Raw genomic sequence first — 15,935 nt, forward strand, 5'->3', positions numbered from 1 at the left:
AGCATTAAAAGTATTACGCTCACAATACAACAAATTGTGAATGGACTCACCACTCGTAACAAAACCCGCTAATTTATTTGCAGTTAATCACACTATAGCGATCATTCAATTGCCTGAATTTTGGTTTAGGCATTTTATAACATCGGTTATGTGAACGTAATACAAAACAATAAGAGGATAGACATGAACACTACGCTGCGCACACTCTCCGCTGCGTTGGCCGCTGCGCTGATTTCACCATCCGTGTTTGCTGCTTCCGCCACGCTTCCGGGTATCGATTTTCATGGCTATATGCGCGCCGGGGTTGGGGTCTCCGGCGACGGTAGTCAGGCCGAATGGCAAAAAAACAAAATTGGCCGTCTGGGTAACGAGTCCGATACCTACGGCGAGCTGGAGTTGGGCTCGGAGGTCTACAAGAAAAATGACGTGAGCTTCTATCTCGATAGCATGGTCAGCATGGTTTCAGACGGTTCGAACGATAACGAAACCACGCTCGATGATGATGCGCAGTTCGGCCTGCGCCAGCTCAACCTGCAAATTAAAGGGCTGGTCCCCGGCGATCCGAACGCGGTCATTTGGGGCGGTAAACGCTACTACCAGCGCCACGATCTGCACATCATTGATACCAAATACTGGAACATTTCCGGATCCGGCGCCGGGATCGAAAACTATACCCTCGGCCCTGGCGCCGTCTCATTTGCCTGGATCCGCGGCGACGCGAATGACGTTGACTACCGCGTCGACGGCGACAGCAACGTGAATATTAACTACCTTGACCTGCGCTACGCAGGCTGGAAGCCATGGGCCGGGTCGTGGACCGAATTTGGTATCGACTACGCGATGCCTAACACCACCAAAAAGCAGGACTCCTACGGCGGCCTGTATGATGCAGAAAACGGCGTCATGCTAACCGGTGAAATCAGCCAGGATATGCTGGGCGGTTACAACAAAACGGTGCTGCAGTACGCAAACAAAGGGCTGGCGCAGAACATGGTTTCCCAGGGCGGCGGCTGGTATGACATGTGGAACTACGTCAATGACGCCACCGGCTATCGGGTGATCAATACCGGTTTAATTCCGATCACCGAAAAATTCTCTATTAACCACGTTCTGACCTGGGGCTCCGCGGACAACATCACCGATTACACGGATAAAACGCGCATGCTGTCGCTGGTAGCTCGCGGACAGTATCAGTTCACCGAATATGTACGCCTGATTGGCGAAGTAGGCGGTTTTTACCAAAAAGATAGCTACAAGAACAATACGGACTATAAGCAGGCCGGTGAGAAATACACCATCGCGCTGGGCCTGGCCGATGGCCCTGACTTTATGTCTCGCCCGGAACTGCGTATTTTCGCTTCTTATCTGAATGACTCAGAAAATGGTAAACCGTTCGAAGATCAAACTGCCAATAATACGTGGAACTTTGGTGTCCAGGTCGAAGCCTGGTGGTAAGAGTAGCTAAACTGTTTTATCTCCAACTGTAAGGTCGTTAATTACCCTCCGGTAATGATTATTGCCATTGAATGCTTTGTTTTATTTTCGGGATAACCCATTATTGCGTTATCCCGTTTTATTTTATTTACGGCTGGCAAAGTGTTCGTCAAGTAATTGTCGCAAAGCATCCGACTGCTTACCGAAAATAGCATGCACCTGCTGCCCAAGAATAATCACGCCAAGCGCGCCCTGCTGCTGTAGTCCCTGAGAGTCAACAATCGACAGATTGTTCACCGTGACGCGCAAGCGGGTAATACAGGCGTCAACGTTGATGATATTTTCCTCACCGCCGAAAGCCTGAATTAACCGTTCAATCTGTTGTTGTTCCGCAGGGCTTAACGTTACCGCCGGACGAGACTGGGAGAAGTAATTCAGAAAGGATTTTAAACTCACCATAATAGACTCCTGATAAGCAGATAAAAAAACGCCTGCTCGCAGGAGCAGGCGCGGATAGAGAGAAATTACGCGTGACGACTGAGGATGCGGCAATCCCATGCTTTTAAGATCAACGGCGCGTTCAGGGCCGTGCCGGTGAGGGTATCCTGATAGCCATGCGGTAAGGTCACCTGCTGCTGCTGCGCGCTGTAGTTTTGCAGGAACACGTAAGTAGTCTCACCGTCCGTGCGCGCGGTCGCCACCACGCCCGGCGGGAAATCGGCCTCCACCGCGCGCGGCAGCGCCAGCTCTTTACTTATGGCGCTGAAGAAGTCCCGCTGGAAAGCCAGATCGTTGCGCGAAGCGACGTGCCAGGCCTTGCCTTTACCTACGTGATTGACGGTGACCGCCGGTCTTCCCGCGTAAAAATCATCGCGGTAGGTCGCCAGCGGCTGCGCCGTTTCGGCGTGGATCAGTTCACACAGATGGCGTACCTGATACGGCCCCTGCAGCCCCCCTTCATTGCCCGCCAGCCCCTGTACCAGATTACGTTCGCCATCGTTCAGGCAGTCAATCTCTTCCGCCCAGATGCCCAGCAGCTTGCGCAGCGGACCCGGGAAGCCGCCGAGATAGCACAGGTCCGATTCGTTAACAATTCCCGTCCAGTATGTTGTAACTAAGTGGCCGCCGTTGGCCACAAACGCTTCCGCGCGTTCGGCAAAGCCGTCGCGAACCATATACAGCATCGGGGCAATGACCAGCCGATAAGCGCTCAGGTCAACGTCGGCATCAATAATATCTACCGCAATCCCCTGTTCCCAGAACGGACGATAGTGCTCGTTGACGGTATTTTCATACTCCATCCCGAGATTACGCGGCCCCTGAGCATCATCCAGCGCCCAGCGGTTTTGCTGGTCAAAGATAATCGCCACTTGCGCATCCGTCCGGCAGCCCACCACGCCCGGCAGCTGGCTTAACATCTCGCCAAGCTTAGTCACTTCACGGCCCACGCGCGTATCCAGGTGACCGACGTGATCGATAATTGCGCCATGGAATTTCTCTACCGAACCGCGACTCTTACGCCACTGGAAATACTGTACCGAGTCAGCCCCGTGCGCTACCGCCTGCAGAGAAGAGAGAATATGCATTCCCGGTTTTTTCAGCTTGCTGGTCGGCTGCCAGTTAGTCGCGCTCGGCGTGGACTCCATCAGGACAAACGGTTTTCCGCCCTTCAGGCTGCGCATCATATCGTGATACATGGCGGTGTAGCAGGCCAGCGTGGTTTCATCTTTATCGCGATGCCACATGGGGTAGCTGTCCCACGAGATGAAGTCCAGCGCCGGCGCCAGCTGCCAGTAGTCGTAATCGTAGAAATACTCCATAAAGTTGGTTGTCACTGGCAGCTCAGCATTCGCCGCTTTCAGCGGCGCAATTTCGTGGCGGCAGAAATCCGTCACCTGAGCGGTATTGAAGCGATGCCAGTCAAGGTTCAGACCATGAATGGAGACTTCCCCCTGCGGAGCCGGGGATTCGATCTGCGACCAGTCGCTATAGGTGTGGCTCCAGAAGGTGCTCCACCAGGCGTGATTAAGATTATCCAGCGTTTCATAGCGCGCTTTCAGCCAGTCGCGGAAACGCTCCTGGCACAGGCTACAGTGGCACTCGCCGCCATACTCATTGGAGATATGCCAGCCCAGCACCGCCGGATGCTGCGCGTAGCGCTCCGCCAGCAGGGTGTTAATTTTCAGGGTTTTCTCACGATAGACCGGCGACGACATACAGTGGTTGTGACGCCCACCGTGCAGCGCAGGCACGCGATCGCGACCGACGCGCAGGACCTGAGGGTACTTTTGCGACATCCACGCCGGGCGCGCGCCGCTTGGGGTCGCGAGAAAGACATGAATTCCGGCGGCATACAGTTTATCCAGGATACTGTCCAACCAGCCAAACTCAAATACGCCTTCCTGAGGTTCAAGTTTCGCCCAGCTAAATATTCCTACCGACATGACATTACATTTTGCCTGCTGCATCATGGCAATATCTTTATCGATAATATCGGGATAGTTCTCCCACTGCTCCGGGTTATAGTCGGCGCCATGCAATAGCGCATTGACCTTCGGACTCAAAGGCGCAAATTTTTTCATAATAAACATCCTGAAGTTTAAAGCTGAATAATTAATTAAATACCTTCATCGACGGCAACGCTTTCCCCTGGCAATCAAACAGCGCCTGATTTTCCCGGGCATTCCCCTCTTTCCACTCATCGTGGATATATTTCATTCCGGCAGGCGTCGCCCAGGTATTTCCCGGCACGGCAATCCACGTCGGCTCCCAATAAAAAATACCTTTACCGCGGTGGCCCGGTACGTCCGCAACGGCCTGCATTAAGTCGTGAATATAATTATATTGCCCCTGTACGGTGGCAGGATAACCGCCATCCTTTTCCTCTTTTGCCTGGAAACTATTTTCGGCGTTGTCGCAGTTTTCCAGGGTATAGGCATAAGCGGCCTCTACCACAATCACGTCTTTGTTATAGCGCTTGCTGATATCATCCATATTAGCCTTCAGCGCGCTAATCGGGCCATTCCAGTAGGTGTACATCGACAGACCAATAATGTCGTAAGGCACGTTGCGCTTGCTGATTTCATCAAACCACCAGCGGAAGGTGTCGTTTTTCGTGCCTTCGGCCAGGTGAAGCATAATTTTAACCTGCTCACCGGCGGTGAGGTTTTCCTTCAGGCCATCGATGGCGGCATTAAGCAGCCCCGCCAGGCGATCGAACTCGCCGCCGCCCTGCCCCCAGCTTTTGCCTTCCGGCCACAGCATACCGCCGTTGATCTCGTTGCCGATCTGCACCATATCCGGCAGTACGCCCTCCTGCTTAAAGCGGGCAATCGTATCGCGGGTGTAGTCATGAATGGTGGTTTTCAGCTGCGGATAATCCATTTTCTCCCAGGCCTTCGGCTTGAACTGCTTGCCGGGATCGGTCCAGAAATCGCTGTAGTGAAAATCAAGCAGCAGCTTCATCCCCTGTGCTTTTGCCCGCTTCGCCAGCGCCAGCGTCGCCGCCAGATCGTTATCGCCGCCGCCGTAGCGCTGACCCTGGGCGTCTTTTGGATCGACCCACAGGCGCAGGCGAACATAGTTCACGCCGTCGGCCTTCAGAATCGCGATCGGATCCTGCTGCTGATTATTGTGGTTAAAAAACTTTGCGCCATGCTTTTCCGCGTCCAGCAGCGTGGAGATATCCGCGCCTTTAATAAAATCAGCGGGCATGTTGCTAAACGCTTTGGTTTGTAGCGCGTCCGCTGCCAGCGTACTGGCGGAGAAACAGCATGCCAGAGAAACAGCAAGCCACGCGGGTGTTAATCTTTTCATGGGGTTATCCTTTTGTACTGCCAGAGGTGAGGCCGGAAACAAAGTATTTTTGTAGCGCCAGATAGAGAATCGCTACCGGCACGGCAATCAGCACCGCGCCCGCCGCGTAGGTGGTGTAGCTGGCGCCCATTTTCTGCGCCACCAGGTTATACAGGCCGATCGGCAGCGTGTACTTATCCGGGGTACGCAGAATGGTGCTGGAAAGGATGAAATCCCCCAGCGGGCCGGTAAACGAGAACAGCGCCACCACCGCCAGAATCGGCTTCGACAGCGGCATAATGATTTCGAAAAAGATGCGGAAGCTGCTGGCGCCATCCATCCGCGCGGACTCATCCAGATCTTTAGGGATTGCGTCCAGGTAGCCTTTCATGAGCCAGGTATTCATCGGGATCATGCCGCCCACGTAGATCAGCACCAGCGCCAGATGGCTGTTGATCAGCCCCAGCAGCTGAGAGAGAACAAAGATCGCAATCAGCGCCGAGAACTGCGGGATCATCTGCAACAGCAGAAATAACATCAGCCCGTTCTGCCGCCCTTTGAAACGAAAGCGCGAAAACGCGTAGGCGGTGAAGCTCACGCTGATTAAGGTCAATACCATGGTCATGAAGCTGATTTTCATCGAGTTCCAGTACCAGGTGAGATAATTCACATTGCCGTTAAACAGATCCGCGTAATGCTGGAACGACAGGTTTTCAGGAATAATCGACGTACTCAGCAGACTGTTCCCGGCGTTCAGCGACGCCCCTACCGTCCAGACCAGCGGGTAAATAATCATCGTCGACACAAAGATGACCACTAGCCAGGTGAGTGACAAGCGAATCCACTTTTCGCGTTTAATACTCGGTGATTTAGCCATGTTGCTTCCCTTACGCCATGTCGTCGTTTTTGAAGGATTTCGTGGCGCGGAACTGCCACAACGCCAGGCCGACGACAAAAATCGACAGCAGGATCGTGATGGTCGCCGCGATAGCGTATTGCGAAGACGACATGGTCAATTTGTAGATCCACGACACCAGAATATCCGTACCGCCGGCATTCGACCCCGCTACCGCCGGCCCGCCGTTGTTGAACAGGTAGATGATGTTGAAGTTGTTAAAGTTGAAGGTGTACTGAGTGATGATGATCGGCGCAATAGAGTAGAGCACCAGCGGCAGAGTAATGGTCCGCAGGCGGGTAAACGCGCTGGCGCCATCCATGGTGGCCGCTTCATACAGATCGTCCGGGATCGCCTGCAGGACGCCGGTGGTCATGGCGAAAACAAACGGGAAACCCAGCCAGGTCTGCATCATGATCAGCGCCGTCTTGGTCCAGAACGGGTCGGTCAGCCACGCCTTCGGACTGATGCCAAAGAAGGACAAAATGGCGTTGTTAATCACCCCGAATGAATCATTGAACATGCCGGCAAAAACCAGAATCGTCACGAATCCCGGTACCGCCCACGGCAGAATGAAAATCGTACGGATCATCGGCTTAAAGCGCAGATCTTTCTGGTTGACCAGAATCGCCAGCAGCACGCCGACGGTACATTGCAGGGTCGTCGCCAGCAGCGTCCACACCACCGTCCACTGCAGCACATCAAAGAAGGTCGAACGCCAGATGGATAATGTGAAGATGTTGATGAAGTTTTTGAATCCCACCCAATCCACCAGCTTCGCCGGCGGCGTGTGGTAAAGATTGTAGTTAGTAAAGGCGATAGCAAAACCAAACAGGATCGGGAAGATGACCACAAACACCAGCAGTATGAAGCCGGGCGTGATCATCAGATACGGGAAACCCTCGCTGAGCAGCATCTGATACTGCTTGCGTACGCTATTCAGCGCCACGCCTTCATCGCGCTTTTTGCCGTTAACCCAGGCGTCGCGCAGCGAGAGGAAATAGACCAACACACCGAATGCGATAATCAGTACGCTGATTATCCCTTCCGCCAGCAGGAAAATAGAGTTATCCCGCGGGACTTCCTCGCCTAAGGTATATAACCCCCACAGGCCTTCGCTGAGAAAGTCATAGAAAATACTCATAAAACTGCTCAGCAGCACCAGGAAGACGATCCCCTTCAGCCACTGGCGGTGATAAAACTGCCCAAAACCCGGCACGATAGCCAGCAACAGGCCGCACCACGCATGGCGTCCTGCGCCGCGCGCTTCGGCAATATTTTCGCTGGGATTGATAATCACACACGACTCCTTCTGAAAACGGGAGGATGCCCCTCCCGTTCTGTTACATCACCGGATTATTGATTGCTGGCCTGCATGGCTTCGATCTGCATCTTGATCTGCTTCTCTGCGTTATCGAGCGCCGCCTTCGGTTCCTGTTTACCGGTCAGGCTAAGCTCCAGCGCGGCGTTCGCCGGGCCCCATACTTCGCCCATCTCCGGGATCCCCGGCATCGCCGTCGCCCGCGCTGACTGCACCGCCACCGCGCTGGCCTTTTCGTCATTCTTAATCAGCGGATCGTCAATCATGGCCTTCAGCGGCGGGATTTCCCCGGTGGCGACATAGCGCGCTTTTACGTACTGCGGCTGGTTGATGAACTCGATAAACTGCTGCGCCAGCGCTTTATCTTTACTCCACGTCGAGACCACATAGCCTTTCACACCGAGGAAGGAGCTCATCGGTTTGCCGTCCGGCAGCGTCGGCAGAGGCGCGACGCCATAATGAATGCCTGCCGCTTCATACGGCTGGAAAGCCCACGGGCCGTTAATCACCGCTGCCGCTTTCTTCTCGGTGAACAGCGAGTCGATGGCGTTCAGCCCGTTATCGCCGAGGATCCCCGCCGGGAAGACCTTGTCGGTGTAGAATTTTTTCAGGAAAGTCACCGCTTCGACCGCGCCTGGCTTATTCAGGCCAACATCCTGCGGGTTGAAGCCGCCCTTATCATTTTTGCCAAAGATATAGCCGCCCATCGGACCGATGGCGCCCCAGCTGTAATAAATTTGGTCAAACTTCGCCAGCAGGCCGTACTTACCCTCTTCGCGCTGCTTCTTCGAATAGTCGAACCACGCCTGCAGGCTATCCAGCGGCTTGTCGATCAGGTCTTTGTTGTAAATCAGCACCAGGGTTTCCACCGCTTTCGGTACGCCGTAAAGCACGTTATCCATATGGAAAGCGTTGATTGATGCCGGCGTAAAGGCCTCCTGCTTCGCCTGGTCCAGCGTCAGGGGAGACAGCAGCCCCTGGACGACCGCACCGCCTAGCTGGTCATTAGGGATCACCAGCACGTCCGGGCCAATGCCCGCCGGGCCATCAAGGCGCAGCTTTTCCAACTGCTGGGCATACGGCATTTCCTGCACGTTCACCTTAACGTTGAACTGCTTTTCAAAATCATTTACCGCGGCCTTAATGCCGTCGGATTTTTTGATGTCTTCCCAGACGTTGAGCTGTCCGGCCGCGTGCGCCTGCAGGCTCACCAACTGCCCGGCAGCCAGAGTAGTAAGGATCAGTGCAGCAAGAGTGTTCTTTTTCATTATCAACCTCATGTGAAGGTATAACAATTTAATGGTTTTTATTGGGCGATGTGACTTCCGAAAATCTTTCAGTTAACTGATAAACGGTGATTCATAAACAAATATGCCGTTATTCCTGATTTGTTATACGGTACGCTTTGAATGCTGACAAAACTACTGAAAGCTGCCAGTTGTGTGATCATGATTGCAGAAATGAAACATCGATATAGGGTGCTAAAACTCTGGAAGTTATAGTCACTACATGATTTTAGTGTCGTTGAGCATCGCTCGGCTGAATTGTTACACGTTATACAAATAGCGCGTCACAGCCCAAATCCCAACGGCAAAAACGGCTACTAACCCGGGGAATGTTGATGTCCAATATACGACTGAGGAATGTCACCAAACGGTTCGGCAGTACAGTGACGCTGCATCAGGTAAACCTTGATATTGAAGATGGCGAATTTGCGGTTTTCGTCGGTCCGTCAGGCTGCGGCAAATCAACGCTGCTGCGAATGATTGCCGGTCTCGAAGAGGTGAGCGAAGGTGAAGTACTGATAGGCGATGAGGTCATGAACGACGTCGTTCCCGCCCATCGCGGCGTCGCCATGGTATTCCAGTCCTATGCGCTCTATCCGCATATGACGGTAGCGGAAAATATGGGCTATGGCCTGAAGGTGAATAAAGTGCCAAAAGATGAAATTCGCCGCCAGGTTGAAATGGTGGCAAAAACGCTGCAGCTCTCTCATCTGCTGGATCGCAAACCTAAGCAGCTCTCCGGCGGCCAGCGCCAGCGCGTGGCGATCGGTCGCGCCATCGTGCGTAATCCACGGGTGTTTATGTTTGATGAACCCCTCTCCAACCTTGATGCCGAGCTGCGCGTTGAGATGCGCCTGCATATTGCTAAACTGCATCATGAACTCAAAACCACCATGGTTTATGTTACCCACGATCAGGTTGAAGCGATGACGCTGGCCGATAAAATCGTGGTGATGAACTACGGCAAAGTTGAGCAGATGGGTTCGCCGATGTCGCTGTATTACAACCCGGTCAATAAGTTCGTTGCGGGATTTATCGGTTCGCCGAAAATGAACTTCCTGCCCGCGACGGTCACCGCATGGCAGCCGGGCCAGCTTAGCGTCAAGATGGCGCAAGATCACAATCTGACGCTCAATATCACCACATCGCCGCTGCAGCCCGGCGCTGCCGTTACCCTCGGTATTCGTCCTGAACATCTCTCAACCGATGTGAATATCGGTACCGTGGTTGAGTTTCAATGTGAAGTCGTCGAGAGACTGGGTAACAACACCTATCTGTTCGGCCAGTGCTACGGCCACGATAACGTCAAAATTCTGCTGCCCGGCGACGTTCATTTCCGTCCCTGGCAGAAAATCAGCGTCGCGTTCGACGATCGCTACTGCATGGTCTTCGACGAAAATGACCTGCGGATTAGCGCCGACATCGCCGCGCCGGACGCTCATTAAACGCAACATCTGATTGTCATGATTGCGCTTTAGAATATGAATCTGTGCTGACAACGCTTATTGCCAGCATACCTGCCCTCGTTTTTCTCCGCGACGCTTCATGCCTTGAGCGTCGTGGTTCATCCACTGTTAGCCCGAATTCGTTGCTATCTTGCGGTTCGGGCCTTTTTCTACCCCGTGGTGAATCCTCTTTTATCTTTCGCGTATACTCATCGAACCCCTCCATAAAATAAGGAAATACTCATGACGACCCGGCATCAGGTGAGTCTGGTTACAGGGGTATTGATACTCGCCATTATCTTGCCGGTCATACTGAGCATCTGGCTGGCGACGCAGCAGGCCAAAGAGCAGTTTTATAGTGAGCTGGACAACTTTTCCGTCCGCGTGCTGGCGCGCGTTCAGCAGGTTGCCGATCAGGCAAGAGAGGCGCTGAAAGAAGCAGATGCGCATACGGCCACGACCTGCAGCCCGGAGCATCTGCTCACTATGCGACGGATCGCCTATACCCACCGCTACATTCAGGAAGTGCTGTGGCTACGCGAGGGTATTCCGCAGTGCTCCTCTCTTGAAGAGCACCAGGTGTCGGTCACCTTTCCCGCTCCCGACCATCTCACTGCCGATGGCTACCGTACCTGGCTCACGTCGGTTAGCGACCTGGGACTGAAACATAAAATGACGGCCATGGGCAGCGAACATCACGTGGTGATGATCGATCCGGTGTCGTTTATCGATGTCATTCCGTTAGGTCATGAAGAAATTCACACGCTTTTGTTTGGCACGAAGCGCGATCAAATCATTATCAGCAGTAAACCGCTCAGCGCTGCCGTCTGGGAGAAAATTAAGCATCTGGATGCCGAAACCTTAACCCTCGATAGCACCGTTTATCGTCTCCATCGTATCCCGGAACTGGGGTTGGCTATCGCCACCTGGTCCTCGACGGTGCCGCTGCAGAATAAGCTACATCAGCAGCTGATGCTGTGGCTGCCGATTGGTTTGTTCACCAGCCTTCTGGCCTCATTTCTGCTGCTTCGCCTGCTGCGCAGGCTGCGCTCGCCGCGTAATGGGATGCTGGATGCGCTGAATTCCCATGCCATCCAGGTCTATTACCAGCCTATTATTTCGTTGCAGAGTGGAAAGATCGTCGGTGCGGAGGCGCTTGCTCGCTGGAGGCAGCCCGATGGGAGTTTCTTATCGCCGGATATTTTTATTCCGCTTGCCGAACAAACCGGGCTGATTACCCGCTTAACCGAAGATATTGTACGGAAAATTTTTGCCGATCTCGGTACCTGGCTGCGCCGGCGTCCGGAGATACACATCTCGATAAACCTATCGGTCGATGATTTGCGCTCGCCAAAGCTGCCGCTCCTGTTGCAAGAGCAGCTTCAGCTTTGGGGCATCAGCGCTCAGCAGATCATTCTGGAAATCACCGAGCGCGGTTTTGTCGACCCGCAAACCACTTTGCCGGTGCTCGCCGGCTATCGTCAGGCCGGACACCGTATTTCCATCGATGACTTCGGCACCGGCTACTCCAGCCTGAGCTATTTACAAAAACTGGACGTAGACACCCTGAAAATCGATAAATCGTTTGTCGATACGCTGGAGTATGAACTGCTGACGCCGCACATTATTGAAATGGCGAAAGCGCTCAATCTGACGACCGTCGCAGAAGGCGTCGAAACCGAAAGCCAGCGCGACTGGCTACGTATGCATGGCGTGCAGTATGCCCAGGGCTGGCTTTATAGTAAGGCGCTGCCAAAAGAGAAATTTATCCTGTGGGCGGAGAATAACCTGAAGGCGGATTCGGCGCCCTCCGTGGTCGCTCACCTTTGAGCCTATTTAAGATAGGATTTTATTACCTGCATTACTACATCAAGGTCAGCTTCGCGCTGGCCCTCCTCCGGCTCTTTAACGACGTGATCCGTTAAATGCCCCTGGATAACCTGCATCATCATGCCGTTTACCGCACCGCGAATCGCAGCCAGCTGCTGTAAAACCTCGGCGCATTCATGTTCGCGGTTTAGCATTTTTTCCAGCGCGGCGCTTTGTCCCTGAATTTTCTTCAATCGGGTCAATAACATCTTCTTGTGACGAACGGTATGTGACATTACGCGATCCACTATTTGATTAATCGATCGTTTTGACTAACGACCACGATACACAATGAGAACAGCATAACATGCTCTACTCCCCCGGAGTATTTTTCTACTGGGGGGTAGTATTTATGTACTGGGGGGGAGTAGCATACCAATACTTTAGGTTAGAGATCACGTTATGACCGATTTCGCTTCACTCCTGCAGCAGGGCAATGCCTGGCTATTTATTCCCAGCGCTATTCTGCTGGGCGCCCTGCACGGCCTTGAGCCCGGGCATTCAAAAACCATGATGGCGGCGTTTATCGTAGCTGTCCGCGGAACCCTGAAGCAGGCGGTGCTGCTGGGGCTGGCGGCGACGGTGTCGCATACGGCGGTGGTCTGGCTGGTGGCCATGGCAGGCCTGTGGTTTGGCCGCGGCTGGAATGCGCAAACGTCGGAACCCTGGTTTCAACTGTTCTCAGGGATCCTTATCGTACTGATTGCCTGCTGGATGCTGTGGCGTACCTGGCACGAATCTCGTTCACATCACCATGAGCATGAGCATGAGCATGAGCATGAGCATAATCATGAGCATCACCACCACCCGCATGAACATCATCCCCACGTTCATCAACCTCCGCTGGTTGTCGCCGATGACTGGCAGGACGCCCATCAGCGCGCGCATGCGCAAGAGATCAATCGCCGCTTTAACGGGCAACGGGTCACGACCGGGCAGATCGTCTTGTTTGGACTGACGGGGGGGCTCATTCCCTGTCCGGCGTCAATAACCGTGCTGCTTATTTGCCTGCAGTTGAAAAAGTTCTCGCTGGGCGCAACCCTGGTGCTGGGGTTTAGCGTTGGGCTGGCGCTCACTCTGGTGGCTTCCGGCGCAATTGCCGCGCTGAGCCTGAAGCACGTAGCCAACCGCTGGCCTGGGCTGAACGATCTCTCGCGCAAAGCGCCGTGGATTTCCGGCACCCTGATTATGGTGGTGGGCTTCTATATGCTGCTGCATGGCTGGAGTCATCTGTAACGCGTCTATCGCCATCCCCACAAACGATGGGGATGGCAAAGATGAATTACTCATCCAGGAGCGGAGCAAAGCCGCCGTATATCATTCGTTTTCCATCAAAGGGCATATTATCGCCAAACTCTTTCATTCGCGGGTCGGCCATCATTTTGGCATTGGCGGCATCGCGAGCCTCTTTAGAGGGATACTCAATCCAGCTGAATACCACCTCTTCACCCTCCTCAGCTTTCACCGCCATGCGAAAATCGGTCAGCTTGCCATCCGGGACATCATCCGCCCAGCACTCGACCACGCGTAATGCGCCAAACTCTTTAAATAATGGCGCGGCCTTTGCTGCCATCTCGCGGTATGCCTCCTTATTTTCCGCCGGTACGGCAACGACAAAACCATCAACATACTTCATGAGTCTGCTCTCCGAAGTGAACAGTACGACCGGAGAATCCGGCCGTATCTGAATTGATAAGTTTAGTCGCCAGGCCTGATGGCAGCGTAAAATCAGGAAATAGCCTCACCGGGTTTCGCCAGAGCCTTACGCGCGGCCGGCTGATGGAACCACGGCAGGCACAGCTGGATCAGCGGGCCGATAGTTAACGCGTAGAGTACGGTTCCCACGCCAAACTTGCCGCCCATCATCCAGCCAATCAGCAGAACCGAAACTTCAATCGCGGTGCGAATACCGCGCAGCGACCATCCCGTACGGGCATGCAGGCCGGTCATCAACCCATCGCGCGGCCCGGGACCGAAACCCGCGCCAATATACATCCCCGTCGCCAGCGCATTCAGTACGATAGCCCCACCCAACAGCAGGCTACGCGCCACCAGCGAATCTAACGGCGGCAGCACGGCCAGAGTCGCGTTTGCCGCCAGCCCCAGCACAATGACGTTGCTTACCGTCCCCAGCCCCGGCATTTGCCGTAGCGGGATCCACAGCAGCAGTACTGCCGCTCCCGTCAGGATCATGACCGTACCGAAATCCAGATTAAACTGTTTGCCGATCCCTAAATGAAAAACATCCCACGGGTCTGCCCCCAGATTGGCGTGAACAAATAACGCGGTCGACACGCCGTACAGGACCAGACCAATGTAAAGTTGCAGCAAGCGACGTACCATTTTTCACCTCAGGACAATTGCGATTTCCCTCATCATCAGCAAAAATGGATTGATAATTAATGGCCAGTTTTTAAAAAGTGGATTGCTATGTCATCTCGTCGCTTTGGTTCACAATCGCTGGTACGGCTGCTCGGCAACTGGCAGGAGTCCACCTCTCGTACGCCTATCTGGCGTCAGCTGGCGGAAGCGCTGCGCCTGCTTATCCTCGATGGCCGCCTCGCGCTGGAAACCCGCCTGCCGGGCGAGCGTGAACTGGCGGCAGCCCTGAATATCAGCCGCACCACGGTTGCCAGCGCGCTCGGGCAGCTGCGGGAGGAGGGCTATCTCTATAGCCGCCAGGGAAGCGGTTCGCGGATCGCCCTGCCGGAGCGTCCGGTGGAAGCGTCAGCCCAAAAACCGGACCCGCTCTCGGTGAATTTGGCCGTTGCCGCCCTGAGCGCCGGACCTGAGATCCATCAAGCCTACAGCCAGGCTCTGAAGATCATGCCTGAGCATTTATCCAATACCGGTTACGATCAACAAGGGCTAGCGCTGCTGCGCGAAGCTATCGCCCGCCGCTATAGCGAACGCGGGCTGCCAACCCGCAGCGATCAGGTGATGATCGTCAACGGGGCGCTTAGCGGCTTTGCGCTGGTTCTGCGTTTATTCACCGGGCCCGGCGATCGGGTGGTGGTGGATGCGCCAACTTACCCCATGGCGCTTAGCGCGATTCAGGGCGCATCATGCCGTCCGGTTAGCGTTGCGTTACCGCAGCAGGGATGGGATTGCGACGGTTTGGCGGCAACGATCGCCCAAACGGCGCCGCGCCTGGCGTGGCTGATGCCGGATTTTCATAATCCTACCGGCCGCTGTATGGATAGCGCCACGCGCCAGCGGGTAGCAGATATCGCCGCGCAAACCCGCACCACGCTGGTGGTAGACGAAACGATGGTGGATTTATGGTACGACGCCCCGCCGCCGCCGCCTTTAGCGGCGTTTAATCCCGATGCCCCGGTAATAACCATCGGCTCGGCAGGAAAAAGCTTTTGGGGAGGCCTGCGCATAGGCTGGATCCGCGCCTCTTCACGAACCATTGCCTCGCTGGTTCAGGCGCGCGACTCTCTCGATCTCGGTTCCCCGCTGCTGGAACAGCTGGCCTGCTGCTGGTTGCTTGAGAATGAGAAAGGGCTGCTGCCGTCACGCCGCGCCATGCTGGCGACCCGCCGGGATATGTGCGGGGCGCTGATGGCGGAATATTTTCCCCACTGGCGCTTCACTCCGCCAGAAGGGGGGCTCTCTTTTTGGGTTGAATTACCCGGCATGCTGGCGACGCTCTTTTCCGTTCGCGCTGAAAGCCGCGGAATTCACATCGGGACGGGCACACGCTTTGGTCTGGCCGGCGCGTTTGATCGCTATTTGCGTTTGCCCTTTACCCTTTCGGATGAGGAACTACGCAGCGCGTTTACTACATTGCAGCCGCTATGGCATAGTCTTACGGAGCAGAAGGAGAGCTTTCGTCTAAGGAAAATCATCTAATAAAATATCGACGGGCTGGAGCCAGCCCGTCA

At 54.5% G+C, this 15,935-nt stretch carries 14 protein-coding genes; 5 read left to right on the forward strand and 9 right to left on the reverse strand.

Annotation, left to right across the window (positions count from 1 at the left end):
- The first annotated feature begins 183 nt into the window (after nucleotides 1-183).
- Complete coding sequence (locus ACE3MN_RS20375; protein ID WP_014228201.1) at nucleotides 184-1,455, forward strand: maltoporin; 1,272 nt, start codon at nucleotides 184-186, stop codon at nucleotides 1,453-1,455.
- Between the two features lie 123 nt (nucleotides 1,456-1,578).
- Here ACE3MN_RS20375 and ACE3MN_RS20380 read toward each other — a convergent pair whose 3' ends face one another.
- The 6 genes from ACE3MN_RS20380 to ACE3MN_RS20405 all read right to left on the reverse strand — a co-directional run bounded on the left by ACE3MN_RS20380 (nucleotide 1,579) and on the right by ACE3MN_RS20405 (nucleotide 8,713).
- Nucleotides 1,579-1,893, reverse strand: a complete 315-nt coding sequence (locus ACE3MN_RS20380; RefSeq protein WP_004136039.1) for a glucose PTS transporter subunit EIIB — start codon at nucleotides 1,891-1,893, stop codon at nucleotides 1,579-1,581.
- 65 nt (nucleotides 1,894-1,958) lie between these two features.
- Nucleotides 1,959-4,016: a beta-galactosidase gene (locus ACE3MN_RS20385; protein WP_024359027.1), complete on the reverse strand. Its 2,058-nt coding sequence runs from the start codon at nucleotides 4,014-4,016 to the stop codon at nucleotides 1,959-1,961.
- Nucleotides 4,017-4,047: 31 nt separating this feature from the next.
- Nucleotides 4,048-5,250, reverse strand: a complete 1,203-nt coding sequence (locus ACE3MN_RS20390; protein WP_102649630.1) for an arabinogalactan endo-beta-1,4-galactanase — start codon at nucleotides 5,248-5,250, stop codon at nucleotides 4,048-4,050.
- A 4-nt stretch (nucleotides 5,251-5,254) separates the two neighbouring features.
- The gene (locus tag ACE3MN_RS20395; protein ID WP_004136033.1) at nucleotides 5,255-6,106 is read right to left on the reverse strand and encodes a sugar ABC transporter permease; all 852 of its coding nucleotides are present in this window, start codon (nucleotides 6,104-6,106) and stop codon (nucleotides 5,255-5,257) included.
- Between the two features lie 10 nt (nucleotides 6,107-6,116).
- Nucleotides 6,117-7,424: a carbohydrate ABC transporter permease gene (locus tag ACE3MN_RS20400; protein WP_004136032.1), complete on the reverse strand. Its 1,308-nt coding sequence runs from the start codon at nucleotides 7,422-7,424 to the stop codon at nucleotides 6,117-6,119.
- A gap of 56 nt (nucleotides 7,425-7,480) precedes the next feature.
- Nucleotides 7,481-8,713 (reverse strand): maltodextrin ABC transporter substrate-binding protein, encoded by a 1,233-nt coding sequence (locus tag ACE3MN_RS20405; protein WP_004136030.1) that lies wholly within the window; start codon nucleotides 8,711-8,713, stop codon nucleotides 7,481-7,483.
- A gap of 353 nt (nucleotides 8,714-9,066) precedes the next feature.
- Between ACE3MN_RS20405 and ACE3MN_RS20410 the strand changes: the two genes are divergently transcribed.
- Nucleotides 9,067-10,176, forward strand: coding sequence for an ABC transporter ATP-binding protein (locus ACE3MN_RS20410; protein WP_004099610.1), 1,110 nt, complete (start codon nucleotides 9,067-9,069; stop codon nucleotides 10,174-10,176).
- A 243-nt stretch (nucleotides 10,177-10,419) separates the two neighbouring features.
- Nucleotides 10,420-12,006 carry an EAL domain-containing protein gene (locus ACE3MN_RS20415; protein WP_004136026.1) on the forward strand — a complete coding sequence of 529 codons (1,587 nt, stop codon included), beginning with the start codon at nucleotides 10,420-10,422 and terminating at the stop codon, nucleotides 12,004-12,006.
- 2 nt (nucleotides 12,007-12,008) lie between these two features.
- Here the strand turns inward: ACE3MN_RS20415 and ACE3MN_RS20420 are convergent, their stop codons facing one another.
- Nucleotides 12,009-12,281, reverse strand: coding sequence for a metal-sensing transcriptional repressor (locus ACE3MN_RS20420; RefSeq protein WP_004129869.1), 273 nt, complete (start codon nucleotides 12,279-12,281; stop codon nucleotides 12,009-12,011).
- 166 nt (nucleotides 12,282-12,447) lie between these two features.
- On the opposite strand from ACE3MN_RS20420, the gene ACE3MN_RS20425 reads away from it, so the two are divergent.
- Nucleotides 12,448-13,281, forward strand: a complete 834-nt coding sequence (locus ACE3MN_RS20425; protein WP_155552746.1) for a nickel/cobalt efflux protein RcnA — start codon at nucleotides 12,448-12,450, stop codon at nucleotides 13,279-13,281.
- Between the two features lie 46 nt (nucleotides 13,282-13,327).
- On the opposite strand, the gene ACE3MN_RS20430 is transcribed toward ACE3MN_RS20425, so the two are convergent.
- Both ACE3MN_RS20430 and ACE3MN_RS20435 read right to left on the reverse strand, forming a co-directional pair.
- Complete coding sequence (locus ACE3MN_RS20430; RefSeq protein ID WP_004136022.1) at nucleotides 13,328-13,681, reverse strand: DUF1428 domain-containing protein; 354 nt, start codon at nucleotides 13,679-13,681, stop codon at nucleotides 13,328-13,330.
- A gap of 92 nt (nucleotides 13,682-13,773) precedes the next feature.
- A complete protein-coding gene (locus tag ACE3MN_RS20435) occupies nucleotides 13,774-14,388 on the reverse strand; it encodes a YitT family protein (RefSeq protein ID WP_024359031.1) in 615 nt (204 codons plus the stop codon).
- A gap of 87 nt (nucleotides 14,389-14,475) precedes the next feature.
- Here ACE3MN_RS20435 and ACE3MN_RS20440 point away from each other — a divergent pair, with 87 nt between their 5' ends.
- A complete protein-coding gene (locus ACE3MN_RS20440) occupies nucleotides 14,476-15,903 on the forward strand; it encodes a PLP-dependent aminotransferase family protein (RefSeq protein ID WP_102649628.1) in 1,428 nt (475 codons plus the stop codon).
- Nucleotides 15,904-15,935: the final 32 nt, after the last annotated feature.

This window comes from Klebsiella grimontii (assembly GCF_042137965.1).
Lineage (GTDB): Bacteria > Pseudomonadota > Gammaproteobacteria > Enterobacterales > Enterobacteriaceae > Klebsiella > Klebsiella grimontii.

Bases quoted from the DNA above. Each gene is read 5' to 3' on its own strand.
- ACE3MN_RS20375 (WP_014228201.1), top strand. From the start codon at position 184: ATGAACACTACGCTGCGCACACTCTCCGCTGCGTTGGCCGCTGCGCTG.
- ACE3MN_RS20380 (WP_004136039.1), bottom strand. From the start codon at position 1,893: ATGGTGAGTTTAAAATCCTTTCTGAATTACTTCTCCCAGTCTCGTCCG.
- ACE3MN_RS20385 (WP_024359027.1), bottom strand. From the start codon at position 4,016: ATGAAAAAATTTGCGCCTTTGAGTCCGAAGGTCAATGCGCTATTGCAT.
- ACE3MN_RS20390 (WP_102649630.1), bottom strand. From the start codon at position 5,250: ATGAAAAGATTAACACCCGCGTGGCTTGCTGTTTCTCTGGCATGCTGT.
- ACE3MN_RS20395 (WP_004136033.1), bottom strand. From the start codon at position 6,106: ATGGCTAAATCACCGAGTATTAAACGCGAAAAGTGGATTCGCTTGTCA.
- ACE3MN_RS20405 (WP_004136030.1), bottom strand. From the start codon at position 8,713: ATGAAAAAGAACACTCTTGCTGCACTGATCCTTACTACTCTGGCTGCC.
- ACE3MN_RS20410 (WP_004099610.1), top strand. From the start codon at position 9,067: ATGTCCAATATACGACTGAGGAATGTCACCAAACGGTTCGGCAGTACA.
- ACE3MN_RS20415 (WP_004136026.1), top strand. From the start codon at position 10,420: ATGACGACCCGGCATCAGGTGAGTCTGGTTACAGGGGTATTGATACTC.
- ACE3MN_RS20420 (WP_004129869.1), bottom strand. From the start codon at position 12,281: ATGTCACATACCGTTCGTCACAAGAAGATGTTATTGACCCGATTGAAG.
- ACE3MN_RS20425 (WP_155552746.1), top strand. From the start codon at position 12,448: ATGACCGATTTCGCTTCACTCCTGCAGCAGGGCAATGCCTGGCTATTT.
- ACE3MN_RS20430 (WP_004136022.1), bottom strand. From the start codon at position 13,681: ATGAAGTATGTTGATGGTTTTGTCGTTGCCGTACCGGCGGAAAATAAG.
- ACE3MN_RS20435 (WP_024359031.1), bottom strand. From the start codon at position 14,388: ATGGTACGTCGCTTGCTGCAACTTTACATTGGTCTGGTCCTGTACGGC.
- ACE3MN_RS20440 (WP_102649628.1), top strand. From the start codon at position 14,476: ATGTCATCTCGTCGCTTTGGTTCACAATCGCTGGTACGGCTGCTCGGC.